This window comes from Caulobacter sp. ALps2 (assembly GCF_058681635.1).
Genome location: NZ_CM178743.1, coordinates 4,630,624 through 4,649,737 on the forward strand (window position 1 = coordinate 4,630,624; position 19,114 = coordinate 4,649,737).

Sequence of the window (19,114 nt, forward strand, 5' to 3'; positions counted from 1 at the left end):
TACGCCCTGATGTGAACCAAGTTCGACCCGGAAACGGTAGCGGCTAACGGACCTCGACCGGCGGGTTGATGTCGCACACCGAAAAATCGGCTCCCTTCAAGGTCCGCAGACGCTTGGTCTCGGCCGCGAACCAGGGTCCTTTCGGATCGATCACCCGGACCTTGGGGCGCTCGCTCTCTGGGATGTCGCTCAGCAGCCGGACCTTCCGCATCAGGTCCTGCGGCGCGGGCACGGGCTCGCCGGTCTTGATGGCGCGGACGGCCTCCAGCCCGCTGATCACCCGTCCGAACGCCGTGTAGCGCTTGTCCAGCGAGGGATAGGGCTGACGCATCAGGAAAAACTGGCTGTTGGCCGAGTTGTGGTCCTCGTCGCGCGCCATGCCCAGCACGCCGGGGCAGTAGGTTCCCCAGGCCGCGACCTTCTTGTCGCTGGTCATCTCGGCCCAGCTCCAGGCCTGGCTGACGACGGGCAACGACTTGATGAAACCGACCTCCAGCCCGGCCGGCGCGGCCATGGCGACGAACGGCGTGTCGGCGGTGCGGCGGAAGGTGAACTCGGCCTTCAGGTTGGGGCGGTCCGTGCCGCCCTCCCCCGTATTCGTCGGATCGCCGGTCTGGGCCATGAAGCGGTCGATGACGCGAAAGAAAGTCCGGCCATCATAGATCCCGGCCCGGGTCAGGTCCTGCAGACGCGCCACGTGGCCCGGCGCGACCTCGGGGACCATCTCGACCAGCACGCGGCCCTTGTTGGTGTCGATCACCAGCACGGTCTCGGGCGCCGGCGTCCGCCAGTCCGCCTCGGTCGGCTTGGCCGGAACCGCGGCCGCCGCGCCGACGGCCATGAGGGCGAGCGCCAGGGTCATGTCACTTCACCTGGACAGGAACGTCGACGTCGCAGTTGGTGAAGCCGCCGCCCAGCTCGCCCTGGCGCTTGGCGACCAGGGCCTTGAAGGCCGCCGAGCCGGTGTTCATGACCTGGACCGACGGACGCTTATCGGCCGGCAGGTCGGCCAGCAGCTTGACGCTGATCATCTTGTCCTGCGGATCTGGCACCGGCTCGCCGGTCTTGATGGCGCGGACGGCGTCCAGGCCCTGCAGGACCCGGCCGAAGGCCGTGTAGGTCTTGTCCAGCGAGGCGTTCGTCTGGCGCATGAAGAAGAACTGGCTGTTGGCGCTGTCGGGATCGCCGGCGCGGGCCATGCCCAGGACGCCCGGACAGAAATTGCCCCAGGTCGCCACCTTGCGGTCGGCGGTCATCACGGCCAGGGCCGAGTTCTGGCTGGTCACCGGCAGGGCGTCGACCCAGCCGGACTCACTGCTCCCGACCTTGAAGCTCTGGGCTACCGGCAGGTCCGCGCCACGACGGAAGGTGAACTCGGCCACTAGGTTCGGCAGGTCCGAACCGCCCTCGCCGGTGTTCCGCGGATCGCCCGTCTGGGCCATGAAGTCGCTGATCACGCGGAAGAAGGTCAGGCCGTCGTAGAATCCGCTCTTCACCAGCCCCCGCACGCGTTCGACATGGTTCGGCGCGGCCTGCGGATAGAGCTCGGCGATGATCCGGCCCTTGTTCGTCTCGACGACGATGACGTTATTGGGATCGGGCGTGCGCCAGTCCGAGCCCACTGGAGCCGTCTGGGCCGAAGCCGCCCCAAAAGAGGTCGCCGTGGCGGTAAGCGCCAGCACGGCGGCGGTCATGGCGAGCTTCATCGAATTCCCCGAACAGAATAGGCCGGGGTGGGCGTAGAACGACACGGCCTCCCCGACAAGTGCGACAGCCGTTGAACCGCACGATTCCGGCCGGATCGGGGCGAGGAACTGTCGCGCCCGCCCTCCGTTCTCAAGAAGCACGGCCGTTTCGGCGGATCCAGTCATTCACCTTCAAGTCAGGACAACCTCGCGATGCGATCGATCCTTCTTGTTCTTCTGGGCGTCCCCCTTCCCGTCATTCTCCTGCTGGCCTTCTGTTCCGGCCATTTCTAGAGGCGGAGCCCCATCATGGCCTATGGAACCGACGCGCCGGACCTGGACCGCGCGCTCGAGGAAAACCAGTCCGCCGTCAGCTGGGAAGCGATCCTGGCGGGGTCGGTGGCGACCGTCGCCCTGACCTTCGTGACGCTGTCGATCGCCGCCGGCTTCGGCCTCAAGGTCTCGCCGCGCTGGCCGACCGGCCTGTCGACCGACGATTTCACGCCCGCCGTCGGGGCGACGTTCGTGGCGGCCCAGGTCGTCGCCAGCATGTTCGGCGGCTATCTGGCCGGCAGGCTGCGGACCAAGTGGCTGCACGTCCACGACCACGAGACCCACTTCCGCGACACGGCCCACGGCCTCCTGGCCTGGGCGGGCAGCGTGGTGGGCCTCCTGGCCCTTGGCGCCCTGCTGTCGCCGGCCGCTCCGGCCCTGCCCGCCGCGCCCCTGTCGGCCGAAGCGACGCTGCGCGCCGCGCGCGTGGCCGCCCAGCTGTCCTTCTTCGTGGGGATCGGCGCCCTGACCAGCGCCTTTTCCGCCAGCGTCGCCGCGGCGATCGGTGGGATGCGCCGCGACGAAATGTACAAGCTTTATCGGACTAAATAGCCGCCCTTGCCCCCGGAGCCCTCGGGCTCCGGGGGCCGTGCGTTAGTCTTTGAGTTTGATCTTCTTTTCAATCACCACGTCAGCCTTCTCGGCCTTCTTTCGGCGCTCGAAGACTTGGCGCATGTGACGCACGTCGTTGGCGCCGAGATGCTCTTCCGCCGCGACGAACTGCTCCTGCTCCTCCTCGCGGATGTGGTGCAGGTATTCCTCCTTCAGTCCGGCGAACCGACGCAGCCAGCCCGAAGAGCCCATGTCGCGGGCCGCCAGGTCGGCCAGCATGTCCTCGATTTCCTTGTGCTCGGAAATGGCGTGGCGGGCGAAGTCGGTGGTGGCCGGATCGCGCAGCACCGTCGACCACAGGGCCTGTTCCTCGGCCGCCGCGTGGGCCTTGAGCTCCCGCACCAACTCCTCGAACAGGGTTCGGCGGTCTTCCGAGTCGCCGTGGGTTTCCTCGATCATGGCCAGCAGGGCCCGATGACGATCATGATCCTCGACAAGACGGCCGAAGACATCGGGATCGCCCCGAAACGTCGTCTTCGGCGTGCTGCCGATGCGGGCGGAGATGTTCGGCGCGATGGCCTTGGCCTTCGCGACGGCCCGCGCTTTCGCGTCGTGTTCGCGGCGGCTGGTGGAGACGTCTAGCGTCTGACCCGGCATGGTCTGGCTCCCTCTGAACGTGGTCGCCAAGCACGACCAATCGATCAGGAGGCCTACGCCGGGAAACGCCAAAGGTTCCGAAAGGCCGGCGCTCTAGCCCTTGCGGACCTTCGCCACCAGTTGTTCGGCCACGCCGGCGGGGACGAACTTCGAGATGTCGCCGCCCAGGGCGGCGATCTCCTTGACCAACCGCGAGGCGATCGCCTGGTGACGCGGGTCGGCCATCAGGAAGACGGTCTCGATCTCACGATCCAGCTGCTGGTTCATCGCCGTCATCTGGAATTCGTATTCGAAGTCGGCAACGGCTCGCAGGCCGCGCACGATCATCTGGGCGTTCACCTCGCGGGCGAAGTGCATCAGCAGGCTCTCGAACGGCCTGACCTCGATCTGGGCGACCTTGGTCAGGTGCGCCGTCTCCTTCTCCAGGATGGCGACCCGTTCCTCCAGCGAGAACAGCGGCCCCTTGCCGATGTTCACGGCCACGCCGATCACCAGCTTGTCGACCAGCTTCACGGCCCGACCGATGATGTCGAGGTGACCATTGGTGACCGGATCGAAAGTCCCCGGATAAAGCCCAACCCGCATGCTACCCCCTGCTTTAAGGGCCGAGGGTTTACGGGGTCTCTTCCGCCCCGCTGTCCTCGCCCTGGTTGTCGTCTCCGCCGGAATCGGCGAGGCGCTCGACGCTGACGACGTGTTCGTCCTGCGCGGTGCGGAAGATGGTTACGCCCTGAGTATTCCGCGCTGCAACACGAATTTGCGAGACGGGCACCCGGATGAGTTGACCTTGATCCGTCACAAGCAGGATCTGGTCGCTGTCGTCGATCGGGAAGGAGCCCACCAGACGGCCGCCGCGCTTGCTCAGGTCTTGCGCGGCGAGGCCTTGGCCGCCACGGCCCGTGCGGCGGAAGTCGTAGGCGCTGGTGCGCTTGCCGAAGCCTTCCGACGACACGGTCAGCAGGATTTCCTCGGCCGCGCCCAGTTCGGCGATGCGTTCCGGCGTCAGCGTGGTTTCGTCGCCGTCCTCTTCGCCCTCCTCGACCACGGCCGGAGCGTCGTCGCCTTCCTCGCCCGCGGCGCGCAGCATGGCGCGCTGGTGCTTGAGGTAGGCGGCGCGTTCGGCCGGGGTGGCGGCGACGCTGCGCAGCACGGCCATCGAGATGACGGTGTCCTCTCCGGCCAGCTTCACACCGCGCACGCCCGTGGAATCACGGCTGGCGAACACACGGACCTCATCGACCGAGAAGCGGATGCAACGGCCGGCCGCGGTGGTCAGCAGCACGTCCTGGTCGGCGTTGCAGACCGAGACGCCGACGATGCCATCGCCCTCATCGAGCTTCATGGCGATCTTGCCGTTGCGACGGACGTCCACGAAGTCGCTGAGCTTGTTGCGACGCACGCTGCCCGAGCGGGTGGCGAACATCACGTCCAGGCCGCCCCAGGTCGCCTCGTCCTCCGGCAGGGCCAGGATCGAGGTGATGGTTTCGCCCGGCTCGATCGGCAGCAGGTTGACGAACGCCTTGCCGCGCGAGTTGGCGGCGCCCAGGGGCAGCCTCCAGACCTTCAGCTTGTAGACCTTGCCGCCCGAGGTGAAGAACAGCAGAGGCGCGTGGGTCGAGGCCGAGAACACGCGGGTGACGGCGTCCTCGGTCTTGGTCGCCATGCCCGACTTGCCTTTGCCGCCCCGGTGCTGGGTGCGGTAGTTGGCCAGCGGCGTGCGCTTGACATAGCCGCTCATGGTGACGGTGATCACCATGTCCTCGCGGACGATCAGGTCCTCGTCTTCCATGTCGGCGTCGCCGTCGACGATCTGGCAGCGGCGCGGAATGGCGAACTTCTCGCGGACCTCGACCAGCTCCTCGCGGACCACGGCCATGATGTTGGCGCGGTCCGACAGCAGTTCCAGGTAGCCGCGGATGGCGTCGGCCAGGCTGGTGGCCTCGTTGCCGATCTCGTCACGGCCAAGGCCGGTCAGACGCGACAGGGTCAGGGCCAGGATGGCGCGAGCCTGTTCGTCCGTCAGGCGGATCAGGCCGCCCTCTTCCTGCACGGTGCGCGGGTCGGCGATCAGCTCGACCAGCGGCAGCATATCGCCGGCCGGCCAGGACTTGGCCACCAGGCGCTCGCGGGCCTCGGTCGGGTCCTTGGACGAGCGGATGATGTGGATGAACTCGTCGATATTGGCGACGGCGATGGTCAGGCCGACCAGCACGTGGCCGCGATCGCGGGCCTTGCCCAGTTCGAACTTGGTCCGGCGGACGACGACTTCCTCGCGGAACTCGACGAACAGGTGCAGCAGCTTGTGCAGGCCCATCTGTTCGGGCCGGCCGCGGTTCAGGGCCAGCATGTTGACGCCGAACGAGCTCTGCAGCGCCGTGAAGCGGTACAGCTGGTTCAGGATCACCTCGCCCGAGGCGTCGCGCTTCAGCTCGATGACGATGCGCATGCCGTCGCGGTTGGACTCGTCGCGGATGTCGGCGATGCCCTCCAGCTTCTTGTCGCGAACCAGCTCGGCGATGTGCTCGACCAGATTGGCCTTGTTCACCTGATACGGGATCTCGGTGACGATAATGGCTTCGCGGCCGGCGCGCAGCTCCTCCACGCTGGCGACGCCGCGCATGATGACCGAGCCACGACCGGTCAGCAGCGCCTGGCGCGGACCCGCGCGGCCGATGATTTCGCCGCCGGTCGGGAAGTCGGGGCCGGGCACCAGATCCAGCAACTGGTCGGTCGTCACGTCCGGCTGGTCGATCAGCAGCAGGCAGGCGTCGATGACCTCGCCCAGATTATGGGGCGGAATATTGGTGGCCATGCCGACGGCGATGCCGCCCGCGCCATTGACCAGCAGGTTGGGGATCCGCGACGGCAGGACGGTCGGTTCCTGCTCCTTGCCGTCGTAGTTGTCGGCGAAATCGACCGTATCCTTGTCCAGGTCGGCCAGCAGCGACATGGCCGGCGGGGCCATGCGGCATTCCGTGTAGCGCATGGCCGCGGGCATATCGCCGTCGACCGAGCCGAAGTTGCCCTGGCCGTCGATGAGGACGAGACCCATCGAGAACGACTGGGTCATGCGGACCAGGGTGAAGTAGATCGAGGCGTCGCCGTGCGGGTGATATTTACCCATGACGTCACCGACCACGCGGGCCGACTTCACATAAGGACGCTCGGGCGTCTGCCCCTGCTCGTGCATCGAGAACAGGACCCGACGGTGCACGGGCTTGAGACCGTCGCGCGCGTCCGGCAGGGCGCGGCTGACGATCACGCTCATGGCGTAGTCGAGATACGATCGGCGGAGTTCGTCCTCGATATTGATCGGGGCGACATCCCCGCGCGGACCGTCAGCGGGGATCGTGGTGTGTTCGTCGCTCAAGGGGATTTTTCGCCGTCAGAATCGGACACGGAACAGTCTGAAACTGTTAGCATTGGGACAAGGAAGGCGCCACCTTTCCGGCCGCTTCTCCCCGTCCGTTCGCTTGAATCCGAAGGAAAAACGCATGATCCGCTTCCCCGCCGCCACCGGCGCCGTCATCGCCGCCCTGCTCGCCGCCTCGCCCGCGTTGGCTCAGACGACCGCGACCGCCGTGATCAAGACCGGCGACGGCAAGGACGCCGGCGTGGTGACGGCCACCGAAGCGCCGCACGGCGTGCTGCTGAAGCTGGAACTGAAGAGCCTGACGCCGGGCTGGCACGCGATCCACTTCCATGAAAAGGGCGACTGCGGCGCGCCGGACTTCAAGTCGGCCGGCGCCCACGTCCACACCACGGCCCAAGTCACCCACGGCCTGCTGAACCCGGCCGCCAACGACAGCGGCGACCTGCCGAACGTCTTCGCCGGCTCGGACGGCGCGGCCACGGCCGAGGTCTATTCGACCCTGGTGTCGCTGAAGGGCGCCGGCGGCCGTCCGGCCCTGCTGGACGGCGACGGCAGCTCGATCGTCGTCCACGCCAGCCCCGACGACCACAACACCCAGCCAATCGGCGGCGCCGGCGCGCGCGCGGCCTGCGGCGTGATCAAGTAGTCATGCGTCCCTGGCGGCTGTCGCTTCTCGCTCTCCTGCTGGCCGCGACGGCCGCCTGCCACGATTCCAAGGGATCGAAGGAGGCCAAGCCCCCTTCGAAGCCGGCGCCGACGACCGAACTGATCTCGCTGGCCTGGAAGCCGGCGAACACCGACCAGAACCTCCAGTCCTTCGAGCTGCGGCTGACCGGCGCGGATGTCGTCTCGGTCTGCCGCAAACCGCCTGGCTGGATCATCGAGGGCTCGGGCGCGGCGATCAAAGGCTACGCCACGGTCGGCGCGGGGTTCATCGGCGCCGAGTATCTGGACGACCTCGAGGGCCTCTTCCTGATCCGCACCCATGCCGGCCAGGCGTTGGGCGTCAGCGGCGAGCTCTTGACCGGTGTCTATGCCGACGACGGCGGCCAGAGCGAGGTCGCGGCGACGCCGGCCCTGCTGCGCCGCCAGCCGGCCACGCAATGCCCGCCCCTCAAGGGTTAGCGGTCTCGACCACGACTTCGGCCACCTTGACCCGCTTTTCGGTCAGGGCCACCAGCGCCACGCCGACCATGGTCGCGCCGCCGCCGATCAGCAGTTGGGCCGTCAGCTTGTCGCCCAGGAACAGGATGCCGATGGAGCACGAGACCAGCGGCGTCAGCAGGAAGTAAGGTGTCACCCGCCCGGCCTCGCGCTTCTGGACCAGCCAGAACAGCAGGGCGCTGGCCCCGATGGTCGAGACCACCCCGGCGAACAGCACGCACAGCCAGGCGATCGGCGGGGCGGCGCGCATCTTTTCGACCTGGTCGCTCTCGAACAGGAACGACATGGCCAGCAGCACGGGCGTGGCGACCAGCGCCGTCATGCCCTGCATCTTCAGCGGCTTGATGCCCGGCGTCTTGCGCACCAGCACCGTGGCAACGGCCCAGCAGGCGCCGGCGAAGACGATCAGCAGGATCGCCGGCAGGTCGCCCGCCGCGTGCGGGTCCAGGCTCATCCAGGCCACGCCCACGAAGGCGACGCCCAAGCCGATCACCGCTGGCGGACGCATGGTCTCGCCCAGCATCCTCCAGGCGAAGATGGCCGTGAACGGGATCCACAGCTGGCTGGCCACCACCAACGGGCTCAGGGCGCCGGCCATGCCGAAGGCCACATAGATCACGCCGAAGTGGATCGGCCCGGTCAGCAGCACGATGGTCAGCAGCTTCCGGGGCTCGGGAAACGGCGGCCGGATGAACGGGAACAGAAAGGCCAGGGCCGAGGCGAACCGCAGGCCGCCCATCAGCATCGGCGGCAGATAGGCCGTCGCCACCTTGGCGGCGGCGTTGTTGACGCCCCAGGTCAGGATGATCGCCAGGATGGCGAGGTATTCCACGACCGTAAGCGGAGACGACTTGGACGACATGGCCGTGCTTGGACCAGACACGGCCGCTCGGGTCAATGAACGCCGACCACCTCGCGGACAGCCGCTGTCAGCAGCGCGAGGTCGGCGTCCGGGGTCGTGAAGGCCGGCGTCAGATAGACCACCTTGCCCATCGGCCGGATCCAGGCCCCCAACTCGGCGAAACGGGCGCACAGATCGCCGACCGCCACGGGCGCGTCGAACTCCACGACGCCGATCGCGCCCAGCACGCGGACGTCGACGACGCCCTGCCCCGCCCGGCACGGCTCCAGGCCCTCGGCCAGCGCCGCCGAGACCCGCGCCACGTCCTTGGCCCAGCTCCCGTCCTCGAACAGGTCCAGCGAGGCGTTGGCCGCCGCGCAGGCCAGCGGATTGGCCATGTAGGTCGGGCCGTGCATCAGCGCCGCGTCCGCGTCGTCGGACCAGAAGGCCTCGAACACCTTGCGCGACGCCACCGCCGCCGACAGCGGCAGGGTGCCGCCGGTCAGGGCCTTGGACAGGGTGACGATGTCGGGCTCGATCCCCGCCGCCCGCATGGCGAACAGGGGCCCGGTGCGACCAAAGCCGGTGAAGATCTCGTCGAACACCAGCAGCACGCCGTGCTTGTCGGCCAGGCGGCGCAAGGTGCGCAGCACTTCCGGCGGATGCAGCAGCATGCCGCCCGCGCCCTGGACCAGTGGCTCGACCAGCATGGCCGCGATCTCGTGGCCGCGCAGGGTCAGCAGAACGTCCAAGGCCGCTTCGCTCGCCGCATCACGCGGCAGGTCGGCGATGACCTGGTCGGGCATGACGCCGGCGAACAGGCTGTGCATGCCCTCCTCCGGATCGCAGACCGTCATCGTCGCCAGAGTGTCGCCGTGATAGCCGCCCCGGAAGGCCAGGAACTTCGTCCGTCCCGCGACGCCGCGATTGATCTGGAACTGCAGCGCCATCTTCATGGCGATCTCGACCGAGACCGAGCCGCTCTCGGCGAAGAACACGTGGTTCAGCTCACCCGGCAGCAGCTTGGCCAGCCGCGCGGCCAGGCGATAGGCCGGCTCATGCGCCAGGCCGCCGAACATCACGTGCGGCATGGTCTCGATCTGCGCCCGCAGCGCGTTGGCGATGTGGGGATGATTGTAGCCGTGGCAGGCCGTCCACCACGAGGCCAGGCCGTCGACCAACTCGCGCCCATCGGCCAGCACCAGCCGCGAACCCCGCGTCGCCACGACCGGCAGCGGGGGCCGCGCGGTCTTCATCTGGCAGTACGGACGCCAGACATGGGGCGCGCCAGCGGTGAGCCAGTCGGGTTGGGTCATGACGCTTTCCGTTTGCGGACTCGGGGCGCCTTGCCTAGAGCGTGGCAGCCGAAAGTGGGAAGCGGTTTCGGCGTTAGCCACGCTCAAAATTCAATGCACGGAGCCTGTCCGCTTCGGACAGGCTCTGGGGCCCCGCTCCATCGGCCGCAAAGGGAAACGACATGCAGAGCCTCGACGCCTTCGCCGGCGAGAAGCTGGCCGCCCTGGACGCCAAGAGCCTGCGCCGCCGCCTCAAGCCCACCCGCCGCCACGACGGCGCCGTGGTCGAGCGCGACGGCAAGCGGCTGATCTCGTTCTCGTGCAACGACTATCTGGGCCTGTCGCATCACCACCTCGTCCGGGCGGCGGCGGCGGAAGCGGCGCTGAACTACGGCGCCGGCGCGGCCGCCTCGCGGCTGGTGACCGGCGACCATCCGCTGCTGTCCGATCTGGAAAAGCGCCTGGCTCGCCTGAAGGGGACCGAGGCCGCCTGTGTGTTCGGCTCGGGGTATCTCGCCAATACCGGCGTCATCCCCACCCTGATCGGTCCGGGCGACACGATCTTCGTCGACGCCTTGGCCCACGCCTGCATCTGGGCCGGCGCCCAGCTGTCGGGCGCGAAAATCATCCGCTTCGCCCACAACGAGGTCGACGATCTGGCCCGCCTGCTGGACGCCGAGCGCCCGCTGGCCCGCCGCGCCCTGGTCGCCACCGACGGCGTGTTCTCCATGGACGGGGACGTCGCGCCGCTGGGGCGGCTCTCCGACCTTTGTGAACAACACGACGCCTGGCTGCTCAGCGACGACGCGCACGGTGTCGGGGTGCTGGCGGAGGGCAAAGGCTCGGCCGCCCTGTTCCCGGACGCCAAAATCCCGCTGCAGATGGGCACGCTCTCCAAGGCTCTGGGCTCGTACGGCGGCTATCTGTGCGGCTCGCGGGCGGTGATCGACCTCCTGAAGACCCGCGCCCGCACCCTGGTTTACGCCACCGGCCTGCCGCCCGCCTCGGCCGCCGCCGCCCTGGCCTCGCTGGACCTGATCGAGGCTGATCCCGCCTTCACCCAGCAGCCGCTGGCCAAGGCCCGCCTCTTCACCCGCCACCTGGGCCTGCCGGACGCGCAGAGCCCCATCGTGCCAGTGATCATCGGAAGCGCCGACGCCGCCCTGAGCGCCTCTGCCGCGCTGGAGGCGCGGGGCTTCCTGGTCGTCGCCATCCGCCCGCCGACCGTGCCCGAAGGCACGGCCCGCCTGCGCGTGGCCTTCAGCGCCGAGCACGCCGACGCCGACGTCATCCGCCTGGCCGACGCCGTGGCGGCCCTGCGATGACAAGCCTCTTCGTCGCCGGAACCGGCACCGACCTCGGCAAGACCCACATCGCCTGCGCCCTGCTCCGCGCCGCCCGCTCTCGCGGACTGACGGTCGGCGCTTTCAAGCCCGTGGTCAGCGGCTTCGATCCCGCCGCGCCCGAAGCCAGCGACCCCGCCCGCCTGGCGGCCGCTCTGGGCCGTCCCGACGCCTGGCCGCAGATCTCCCCCCGCCGCTACCGCGCGCCCTTGGCCCCGAACCTGGCCGCCCGGCTGGAGGGAGCCTGCTTGGCCATGGCCGACCTCGTCGCCGATTGCCGGACGTGGCTGGAGGGCCGCGACGTCGACCTGGCCCTGGTCGAAGGCGCCGGCGGCGTCATGTCGCCGATGACCGACGACGCGACGAACCTCGACCTGATGACCGCGCTAGGCCTGCCTGTCCTGCTGGTCGCCGGCAGCTATCTGGGCACGGCCAGCCATCTGCTGACGGCGCTGGAGGTGGTGCGGGCGCGCGGCCTGACGGTGGCGGCGATCGTGGTCAGTGAGAGCCTGGATGCGCCGGACCTGACCCAGACGGTGGAGATGTTGCGGGCGTTCGAACGGCAGACGCCGATCGTGATCGCGCCGAGGGATGCGGAATGGGATGCTGAGGAGTTAGCGGATTTTCTCCTGCCCTAACCCCACCCGTCATCCCGCGCATAAAGCGCGGGACCCATTTGTCCGCCGCAAGTGAAGTGCGGACCTAAGCTCTCACGTGGAAGCTGAACCATGGGTCCCGCGCATAAAGCGCGGGATGACGGGTTAGGTTTGGGTGGCGGAGATTACTTCTCCAACCGCGCCACCAAGCTCGACGTGTCCCAGCGGTTGCCGCCCATCGCCTGGACCTCGGCGTAGAATTGATCGATCAGGGCCGTGCTTTCGAGATTGGCGCCGTTGCGGCCCGCTTCCTCCAGCGCAATGCCTAAGTCCTTGCGCATCCAGTCGACCGCGAAGCCAAAGTCGAACTTGCCCTGCGCCATGGTCGGCCAGCGGTTCTCCATCTGCCACGACTGAGCCGCGCCCTTGGAGATGGCGGCCAGGACGTCGTCGGTCGGCAGGCCGGCGCGCTTGGCGAAATGCAGCGCCTCGGCCACGCCCTGGACGACGCCGGCGATGGCGATCTGGTTGCACATCTTGGTCAGCTGGCCAGAACCGACCTCGCCCATGCGGCGTACGGCCTTGGCGTAGACGTCGATGACCGGCAGCACGCGGTCATAAGCCGCCTGGTCGGCGCCGACCATGATCGTCAGCTGGCCGTTCTCGGCCCCGGCCTGACCGCCCGAGACCGGAGCGTCGACGAAGCCGTGACCAGTCTTCGCCAGCAGGTCGGCCATGTCGCGGGCCACGGTGGCCGAGGTGGTGGTGTGGTCGACGACGATCGCGCCCTCGGCCAGGGCCGGCAGCGCCTGCGCCACGACGTCGCGGACGTCGGCGTCGTTGCCCACGCACAGCAACACGATCTCCGCGCCCGCCACCGCCTCGGCGATGGTCCCGAACGCCTGCCCACCGTGCTTTCGCGCCCAATTGCGGGCCTTTTCGGCGGTGCGGTTATAGACGGCGACCTCGTGGCCGGCGGCCTTGAGGTGGCCCGCCATCGGAAAGCCCATCACGCCCAGGCCGATAAACGCCGTCTTCATGCCGCTGCTCCGTGCTTTAGAGCGCCCGCTTACGCGCCCAGCGGCGGCTTCGGCAACCCCATCTTAACGACCTTCGGGCACGTTCCGGCTTCATGGTTAAGCAGGCTTAAGCACGATGGCGGTCAACAGCGAACAGCCGATCATCATCAAGAAGGTGAAGAAAGGCGGCGGACACGGTCACCACGGTGGCGCGTGGAAGGTCGCCTATGCCGACTTCGTGACGGCCATGATGGCCTTCTTCCTGCTGATGTGGCTGCTGAACACGACCAGCCCCGAACAGAAACAAGGCATCGCCGACTACTTCGCCCCGGCCTCGATTTCGTCGACCACCAGCGGTTCGGGCGGCATCCTGGGCGGCACCTCGCTGGGCGACGACGGCGCCAAGGCCGACGGCAAGATGTCGGTCATCCAGCAGATGGCCCCCGAAGCCCCCGACCATGTCGACAAGGAAGGCCAGAGCACCGACACCGCGGCCCTAGACTCCGCCAGCGAGCAGGCGCTGCGCGACGCCCTGGCCAAGAAGGAACAGGACGCCTTCGCCTCGGCCGCCCAGTCGCTGCGCCAGTCGCTGCAGGACATGCCGGAACTGGCCGAACTGTCGAAGCAGATCATGATCGACCAGACCCCGGAAGGCCTGCGCATCCAGCTGGTCGACCAGGAAGGCCGCTCGATGTTCAAGGAAAACGGCAAGGAGCCGAACGACCGCGCCAAGATCCTGCTGCGCGCCGTCGCCAAGGTGATCAATCAGCTGCCCAACCGCGTGACCATTTCCGGCCACACCAGCGCCAACGCCTATGGCAAGAAGCAGGACGGCGACTGGGCGCTGTCGGCCCAGCGCGCCGACGCCTCGCGCCAGGTGCTGCGCGGCGCGGGCGTGGACGACGACCGCATCTACCAGGTGTCGGGCAAGGCCAATTCCGAACCGCTGTACGCCGACGATCCGACCCTGGCCGGCAACCGCCGGATCTCGATCGTGCTGTTGCGCGAAAAGCCCGTCCTGCCAGATAACCTGTAGGACCTGTGACCGTTCGCCGCGTGCGTGCGTTGCGAAGCTTGCGCAACTGAACGCTATGCCCCCTAATCTCGTTCAGGGCTGATCGACAGGTAAGACAGGGGTTAGGGCGACAGTGACGCAGCATTTTCCGACGCGGCAGCTTCGGTTCTTTCTGACGGCGCCCACGCCTTGCCCGTACCTGCCCGGTCGCGAGGAACGCAAGGTGTTCGCCCACCTGCCGCTGTCCGATGGCCCCACGGTCAATGACAGCCTGACCCAGGTCGGCTTCCGTCGCTCCCAGAACATCGCCTACCGCCCCGCCTGCGAAACGTGTCGCGCCTGCCAGTCGGCCCGCGCGCCGGCCGCCGAGTACGTGCTGTCGCGCTCGGAGCGCAAGGTCCTGAACCGCAACGACGACCTCGAGCGCCACCTGGTCGAGGCCGAGGCCACGCTGGAGCAGTTCGAACTGCTGCGCCGCTACCTGCTGGCCCGTCACGCCGACGGCGGCATGGCCGAGATGACCTGGCCCGACTACGTGGCCATGGTCGAGGACACCGCGGTCCGCACCCACCTGATCGAATATCGCAAGAAGTCGCAGGATCGCGGCCCGGGCGACCTGATCGCCTGCGTGCTGGTCGACGTCCTCGCCGACGGCCTGTCGTTGGTCTACAGCTTCTACGATCCCGATCTGGTCAAGCGCAGCCTGGGTTCGTTCATCATCCTGGACCACATCGTCCAGGCCCAGCAGGGCGGCCTGCCTTACGTCTATCTGGGCTATTGGGTCCCGGGCAGCGAGAAGATGGCCTACAAGGCGCGCTTCTCGCCGCTGGAGATCCTCAAGCCCGGCGGCTGGTCGCTGATGTCGGCCCGCGAGCGCGGCGCCCGCCCGCCCAGCATGCGGGGCGGCGCGAAGGATCCGTGTGACCTGCCGCTCAGCGACGCCGAGCCGGCGGATATCGAGGAGCTCTCCTAATTCCGATCTTCCCGGCGAAAGCCGGGACCCAGATCGTATGGTTGTGAGACGCACGCATAAACGCCCGCGATCCTGTCCGGACCGCGGGCGCTCTTGCATCTGGGCCCCGGCTTTCGCCGGGGAAATCGGATGGTGGGGTTTAGCGGGCGAACGAAACCCCGCCGTCCACCGTCACCGCGCCGCCCATCACATAGTCGCCGGCCCGCGAGGCCAGGTAGATGGCCGCGCCGGCCATGTCTTCTTCCGTGCCGATGCGGCCGGCCGGAATGGCCTTGGCGACCGCGTCGGCGTGATCGCGGGCGACCTTGTTCATGTCCGAGGCGAAGGCGCCGGGGGCGATGCAGCTGACGGCGATGTTCTCGGGCGCCAGGCGCAGGGCCATGCGCTTGGTCATGTGCAGCAGGCCGGCCTTCGACGCGCCGTAGGGATAGGTCTCCTCGCGCGCCACCGACTGGCCGTCGATCGAGGCGATGTTGATGACCTTGGCCACCCGATCCTTGGCGGCGGCGCGCAGCTGGCCGATCAGGGCCTGGGTCAGGAAGAACGGCGTCTTCATGTTGAGGTCGACGGTCTTGTCCCAGCCGGCTTCCGGGAACTCGTCGAAGGCCGCGCCCCAGGCCGCGCCGGCGTTGTTGACGAGGATGTCGAGCTTGCTCTCGCGTTCCTTGAGCCGATCGGCCAGGCCCTGGATGCCGTCCATCGTCGAGATGTCGCCCGGCAGCGAGACGCACTCGCCGTATTGGCTCAGTTCCTCGGCGGCGGCGTCGCAGGCGGCGGCCTTGCGGGCGGTGATGTATACGCGCGCCGCGCCATACGTGAGAAAGCCCTTGGCGATCATCGCGCCGATGCCGCGCGAGCCGCCGGTCACCACCGCCACGCGGCCTTCGAGCGAGAACAGGTCTTGCATGGAGAAGTCTCCTAGAAGCCGCGCGCGGCGGCCAGGGCGCCGAGGCGTCCGGTGATGTCGTGGAACTGGGCGATCGTCTCGTCGATGATCCGCTGGACGGGTTTGACCTCATCGATCAGGCCGACGGTCTGGCCGGCCAGCGCGGGCGCGGCCTCCATGTCGCCGCCGAAATAGACGTCCAGGATGTTCTTCAGCACGTCGGGCGGCATGACGCCGGCGTCGTGGATCTCCTTGGTCAGCTCGGACTTGATGGCCCGGATGCAGGGGCTGGCCTTCCTGTTCAGCACCCAGGTGCCGGTCTCCTTGGCGCCCGTGATCGCGGCCTTGTAGTTAGCGTGGACCGGGCTCTCGGCCGAGCTGACGAAGCGCGTGCCCATCTGGACCGCCTCGGCGCCTAGGGCGAAAGCCGCCGCCATGCCACGCCCGTCGCAGATGCCACCGGCGGCGATCATCGGCGCGTCGGTCCGGGCGCGAATGGCCTGCAGCAGGACCAGGGTCGAGACCTCCTCGGGGTTCTTGAAACCGCCGCCCTCCGCGCCCTCGACCACCAGGCCGTCGACACCCGCGTCGACGCATTTCAGCGCCGCGTCGACGGTCGGGACCGCGTGATAGACGACGATGCCGGCGTCCTTCAGCGGACCGACGAACTTGGCCGGGCTGCCGGCCGAGGTGGTGACGAACTTGACCCCGCTCTCGCAGACGAAGCGCAGCATGGCGTCGTCGCGCAGGAACAGGATCGGCAGGTTCACCCCGAACGGCAGGCCGCTGGCCGCCATCCTGGTGATCTCGGCCTTGCAGTTTTCGGTCTCGCCCGACGAGGTCTCGATGATCCCGAGCCCGCCCGCCCGCGAAACCGCCGAGGCCAGCGGATAACGGGCGATCCAGCCCATCGGGGCCTGGACGATCGGGTACTTGGCCCCGGTGTGCGCTAGAACCCGGTTCATGGGATCAGCAGCACGCGGCCGACGGCCTGGCGGCTCTCGATATAGGCGTGGGCGGCAGCAGCTTCGGACAGCGGGAAGGTCTTGTCGATCACGACCTCCAGTTCACCCTTGGCGGCGCGGTCGATCAGCTCCTGGATCATGTCGTGGACGCGGTCGGTCATGATCTCGGCCCCGAGGAAGACCCCGGTCAGCGAGCGGTTGCCGCCCATCAGCGAGCTCACATCGACCTTCATCGGCTCGCGCCCGGCGTTGCCGACCAGCGAGACGCGGCCGCGATAGCCCAGAGCGCCGAGGCTGCCCTGCAGCGTCGCGCCGCCGACCGGATCGACGACCAGATCCACGCCCTTGCCGCCGGTCAGCTTCATGACCTGCTCCACGAGGTCGTCGCGGCTGTAGTTGATACCATGGTCCAGGCCGAACACCTTCAGACGCTCCAACCGCTCGTCGCTGGAGGCCGAGGCCAGCACGGTGGCGCCGGCCTGCTTGGCCAGCTGGATGGCGGCGATGCCCACGGCCCCCGCGCCGGCTTGGACCAGCACGGTCTCGCCGGCCTTCAGGCGACCCGCGCCGAACAGGCACTCGTGCGCCGTGCCGAACGGCACCGGGATGGCCGAGGCCTTGTGGATGTCGAAGCCGGCTGGGATCGGCCAGGCGTTGCGGGCCGGGACCGCCCGAAGTTCGGCGTGAGAGCCGAAGGCGTTCACGGTCACGACCTTCTGGCCGACCTTCAGGTGGGTGACCTCCGCCCCGACCTCGACGATCTCGCCCGCGGCCTGGTAGCCGACGATGTGCGGGCTGCCCGCCATCTGGCCGCCGCCGCGGTTGAGGGTGTCGCCGCCCTCGATGCTGACCGCCTCGACGCGAATGACCACGCCTTGCGGGTGGCAGACGGGATCGGCGACGTCCTCGTAGCGAAAGACGTCCGGCGCCCCGGTCTCGTAGTAGACGGCGGCCTTCATGGCGTTCCTCCCAGCGTTCTTGTTATTTCTTGGGGTCGATCATTTCTTCGGGTCGACCAGGGCGTCGTAGACGAGCTTGGCGCTGTCATCGTCGATGTTCTTGATCGCCGGATCGCCGCCCTTGTTGAGGATGTGGATCATGCCGAGGAAGAACAGGTCGTTGGTGGGGTCGATCCAGAACCAGGTGCCGGCCGCGCCGCCCCAGCTGTAGGTCCCCTGCCCATACGGCCCAGCCTTGGCGCTATCCAGCACCACCGCGAAGTCGAGACCAAAGCCCCGGCCCGCGGCCGTGCTGAACCCCGGATCCTCGGAATTCATGATCGCGTCGCCGAGCACATTCGTACGCATCAGTTTGACCGTCTCGGGCTTGAGGATGCGCTTGCCGTCCAGTTCGCCGCCGTTCAACAGCATCTGGGCGAAACGGGCGTAGTCGGCATTGGTCGAGACCAGGCCGCCGCCGCCCGACGGCATGGCGGGCGGCTTGGTGATGTCCAGCACCATGAAGCCCTCGGCCGGGACCAGCTTGTTCTGCTTGGGCCCCCACAGATAGAGCGAGGCCAGGCGGTCGCTCTTGGCGGCCGGCAGCCAGAAGCCGGTGTCGGTCATCTTCAGCGGCGCGAAGATGCGCTTCCGCATGAAGTCGCCCAGCGACATGCCCGACAGCTTCTCGACGATCAGGCCCTGGATGTCGACGGCGACGCTGTACTTCCAGCGCTTGCCCGGCTGGGCCACCAACGGCAGAGCGGCGACCTTCTGGACAAACTCGTCGCGCGACTTGGCGCCCAGCACGCCGGTGTCGACATAGGCCTTGTCGATCGGGTTGTCGGGGTTGAGGCCATAGGCGAAGCCGGCCGAGTGGCTCATGATCTCGGCCATGGTCGGCGGACGGTCGGCCGGCACGGTCTCGAACGAGCCGTCGGCGTTGACGCCCTTGAAGACCCGCAGGGACGCGAACTCGGGGATGTACTTGCTGACCGGGTCGTCCAGCTTCCACTTGCCCTCCTCGAAGAGGATCATCATGGCCACGCCCGTGACCGGCTTGGTCTGGGAGTAGATGCGGAACACCGTGTCCTTGGTCATCGGCGGGCCGTCGAAGCCCTTCTTGCCGTGGACCTCGAAGTTCACGACCTTGCCATGGCGGACCAGCATGGTGGTGACGCCCGGCAGGTGGCCGGTGTCGACCAGGCCCTGCATGTGAGCGTCCAGCTTCTTCAGCCCCTCGGCCGAGAAGCCGACGCTCTCGGGCGCGGCCGCCACGATAGCGGCGGGAGCGGCGGCGAAGGCGGCGGTCGTCCCGCCCGTCATCAACGTCGCGGCCAGCACCGCCGCGACTACTCTACGAAACGCCAACGCGCCCTCCCGAACAGATGTTTGAGCGACCTTAGAGCGGGTGTTCCCGCGATGAAACCCGCTTTTTGACGGCCGACGCGGACGTTATCCGCCTCGCCTCACGTTAAG

General features: G+C 68.1%; 18 protein-coding genes and 1 pseudogene. 7 read left to right on the forward strand and 12 right to left on the reverse strand.

Features of this window, described 5'->3' with window-relative positions:
- Window positions 1-43: 43 nt before the first annotated feature.
- Together ACW173_RS21745 and ACW173_RS21750 are read right to left on the reverse strand one after the other, a co-directional pair.
- Window positions 44-862 carry a peptidylprolyl isomerase gene (locus ACW173_RS21745; protein WP_492082106.1) on the reverse strand — a complete coding sequence of 273 codons (819 nt, stop codon included), beginning with the start codon at window positions 860-862 and terminating at the stop codon, window positions 44-46.
- 1 nt (window position 863) lies between these two features.
- Window positions 864-1,706, reverse strand: a complete 843-nt coding sequence (locus ACW173_RS21750; RefSeq protein ID WP_492082107.1) for a peptidylprolyl isomerase — start codon at window positions 1,704-1,706, stop codon at window positions 864-866.
- 288 nt (window positions 1,707-1,994) lie between these two features.
- On the opposite strand from ACW173_RS21750, the gene ACW173_RS21755 reads away from it, so the two are divergent.
- On the forward strand, window positions 1,995-2,570 hold the full coding sequence (locus ACW173_RS21755; RefSeq protein ID WP_492082108.1) for a hypothetical protein: 576 nt from the start codon (window positions 1,995-1,997) through the stop codon (window positions 2,568-2,570).
- 42 nt (window positions 2,571-2,612) lie between these two features.
- Here ACW173_RS21755 and ACW173_RS21760 read toward each other — a convergent pair whose 3' ends face one another.
- The 3 genes from ACW173_RS21760 to gyrA all read right to left on the reverse strand — a co-directional run bounded on the left by ACW173_RS21760 (window position 2,613) and on the right by gyrA (window position 6,597).
- Window positions 2,613-3,227, reverse strand: coding sequence for a hemerythrin domain-containing protein (locus ACW173_RS21760; protein ID WP_492082109.1), 615 nt, complete (start codon window positions 3,225-3,227; stop codon window positions 2,613-2,615).
- A gap of 93 nt (window positions 3,228-3,320) precedes the next feature.
- Window positions 3,321-3,812, reverse strand: coding sequence for a pantetheine-phosphate adenylyltransferase (coaD, locus tag ACW173_RS21765; RefSeq protein WP_492082110.1), 492 nt, complete (start codon window positions 3,810-3,812; stop codon window positions 3,321-3,323).
- A 28-nt stretch (window positions 3,813-3,840) separates the two neighbouring features.
- Window positions 3,841-6,597 (reverse strand): DNA gyrase subunit A, encoded by a 2,757-nt coding sequence (gene gyrA, locus ACW173_RS21770; RefSeq protein WP_492082111.1) that lies wholly within the window; start codon window positions 6,595-6,597, stop codon window positions 3,841-3,843.
- 124 nt (window positions 6,598-6,721) lie between these two features.
- Between gyrA and sodC the strand changes: the two genes are divergently transcribed.
- Both sodC and ACW173_RS21780 read left to right on the forward strand, forming a co-directional pair.
- Window positions 6,722-7,246, forward strand: a complete 525-nt coding sequence (gene sodC, locus ACW173_RS21775; RefSeq protein ID WP_492082112.1) for a superoxide dismutase[Cu-Zn] — start codon at window positions 6,722-6,724, stop codon at window positions 7,244-7,246.
- 2 nt (window positions 7,247-7,248) lie between these two features.
- The gene (locus ACW173_RS21780; RefSeq protein ID WP_492082113.1) at window positions 7,249-7,725 is read left to right on the forward strand and encodes a hypothetical protein; all 477 of its coding nucleotides are present in this window, start codon (window positions 7,249-7,251) and stop codon (window positions 7,723-7,725) included.
- Here the strand turns inward: ACW173_RS21780 and ACW173_RS21785 are convergent.
- A complete protein-coding gene (locus ACW173_RS21785; protein WP_492082114.1) occupies window positions 7,715-8,662 on the reverse strand; it encodes a DMT family transporter in 948 nt (315 codons plus the stop codon). The two genes, ACW173_RS21780 and ACW173_RS21785, sit on opposite strands and share 11 nt — an antisense overlap.
- Window positions 8,659-9,921, reverse strand: a complete 1,263-nt coding sequence (locus tag ACW173_RS21790) for an adenosylmethionine--8-amino-7-oxononanoate transaminase (protein WP_492082115.1) — start codon at window positions 9,919-9,921, stop codon at window positions 8,659-8,661. The genes ACW173_RS21785 and ACW173_RS21790 overlap by 4 nt, the downstream gene beginning before the upstream one ends.
- Window positions 9,922-10,082: 161 nt before the next feature.
- Here ACW173_RS21790 and bioF point away from each other — a divergent pair, with 161 nt between their 5' ends.
- Together bioF and bioD are read left to right on the forward strand one after the other, a co-directional pair.
- The gene (bioF, locus tag ACW173_RS21795; protein ID WP_492082116.1) at window positions 10,083-11,225 is read left to right on the forward strand and encodes an 8-amino-7-oxononanoate synthase; all 1,143 of its coding nucleotides are present in this window, start codon (window positions 10,083-10,085) and stop codon (window positions 11,223-11,225) included.
- The gene (gene bioD, locus ACW173_RS21800) at window positions 11,222-11,881 is read left to right on the forward strand and encodes a dethiobiotin synthase (RefSeq protein WP_492082117.1); all 660 of its coding nucleotides are present in this window, start codon (window positions 11,222-11,224) and stop codon (window positions 11,879-11,881) included. Before bioF ends, bioD begins: the two co-directional genes overlap by 4 nt.
- A gap of 143 nt (window positions 11,882-12,024) precedes the next feature.
- On the opposite strand, the pseudogene ACW173_RS21805 reads toward bioD, so the two are convergent.
- Window positions 12,025-12,885 (reverse strand): annotated as a pseudogene (locus ACW173_RS21805) (NAD(P)-dependent oxidoreductase); the annotation flags it as partial.
- A 109-nt stretch (window positions 12,886-12,994) separates the two neighbouring features.
- Here ACW173_RS21805 and ACW173_RS21810 point away from each other — a divergent pair.
- Together ACW173_RS21810 and ACW173_RS21815 are read left to right on the forward strand one after the other, a co-directional pair.
- Complete coding sequence (locus ACW173_RS21810; protein WP_492082118.1) at window positions 12,995-13,894, forward strand: flagellar motor protein MotB; 900 nt, start codon at window positions 12,995-12,997, stop codon at window positions 13,892-13,894.
- 112 nt (window positions 13,895-14,006) lie between these two features.
- Window positions 14,007-14,846 (forward strand): arginyltransferase, encoded by an 840-nt coding sequence (locus ACW173_RS21815; RefSeq protein WP_492082119.1) that lies wholly within the window; start codon window positions 14,007-14,009, stop codon window positions 14,844-14,846.
- A 139-nt stretch (window positions 14,847-14,985) separates the two neighbouring features.
- Here ACW173_RS21815 and ACW173_RS21820 read toward each other — a convergent pair whose 3' ends face one another.
- From ACW173_RS21820 to ACW173_RS21835, 4 genes are read right to left on the reverse strand one after another with little or no spacing between them, the layout of a single operon-like run.
- Window positions 14,986-15,753, reverse strand: a complete 768-nt coding sequence (locus ACW173_RS21820) for an SDR family NAD(P)-dependent oxidoreductase (RefSeq protein WP_492082120.1) — start codon at window positions 15,751-15,753, stop codon at window positions 14,986-14,988.
- 11 nt (window positions 15,754-15,764) lie between these two features.
- Window positions 15,765-16,697: an NAD(P)H-dependent flavin oxidoreductase gene (locus ACW173_RS21825; RefSeq protein WP_492082121.1), complete on the reverse strand. Its 933-nt coding sequence runs from the start codon at window positions 16,695-16,697 to the stop codon at window positions 15,765-15,767.
- A complete protein-coding gene (locus ACW173_RS21830; RefSeq protein ID WP_492082122.1) occupies window positions 16,694-17,656 on the reverse strand; it encodes a quinone oxidoreductase family protein in 963 nt (320 codons plus the stop codon). Before ACW173_RS21830 ends, ACW173_RS21825 begins: the two co-directional genes overlap by 4 nt.
- A gap of 39 nt (window positions 17,657-17,695) precedes the next feature.
- Window positions 17,696-19,006: a serine hydrolase domain-containing protein gene (locus ACW173_RS21835; RefSeq protein ID WP_492082123.1), complete on the reverse strand. Its 1,311-nt coding sequence runs from the start codon at window positions 19,004-19,006 to the stop codon at window positions 17,696-17,698.
- Window positions 19,007-19,114: the final 108 nt, after the last annotated feature.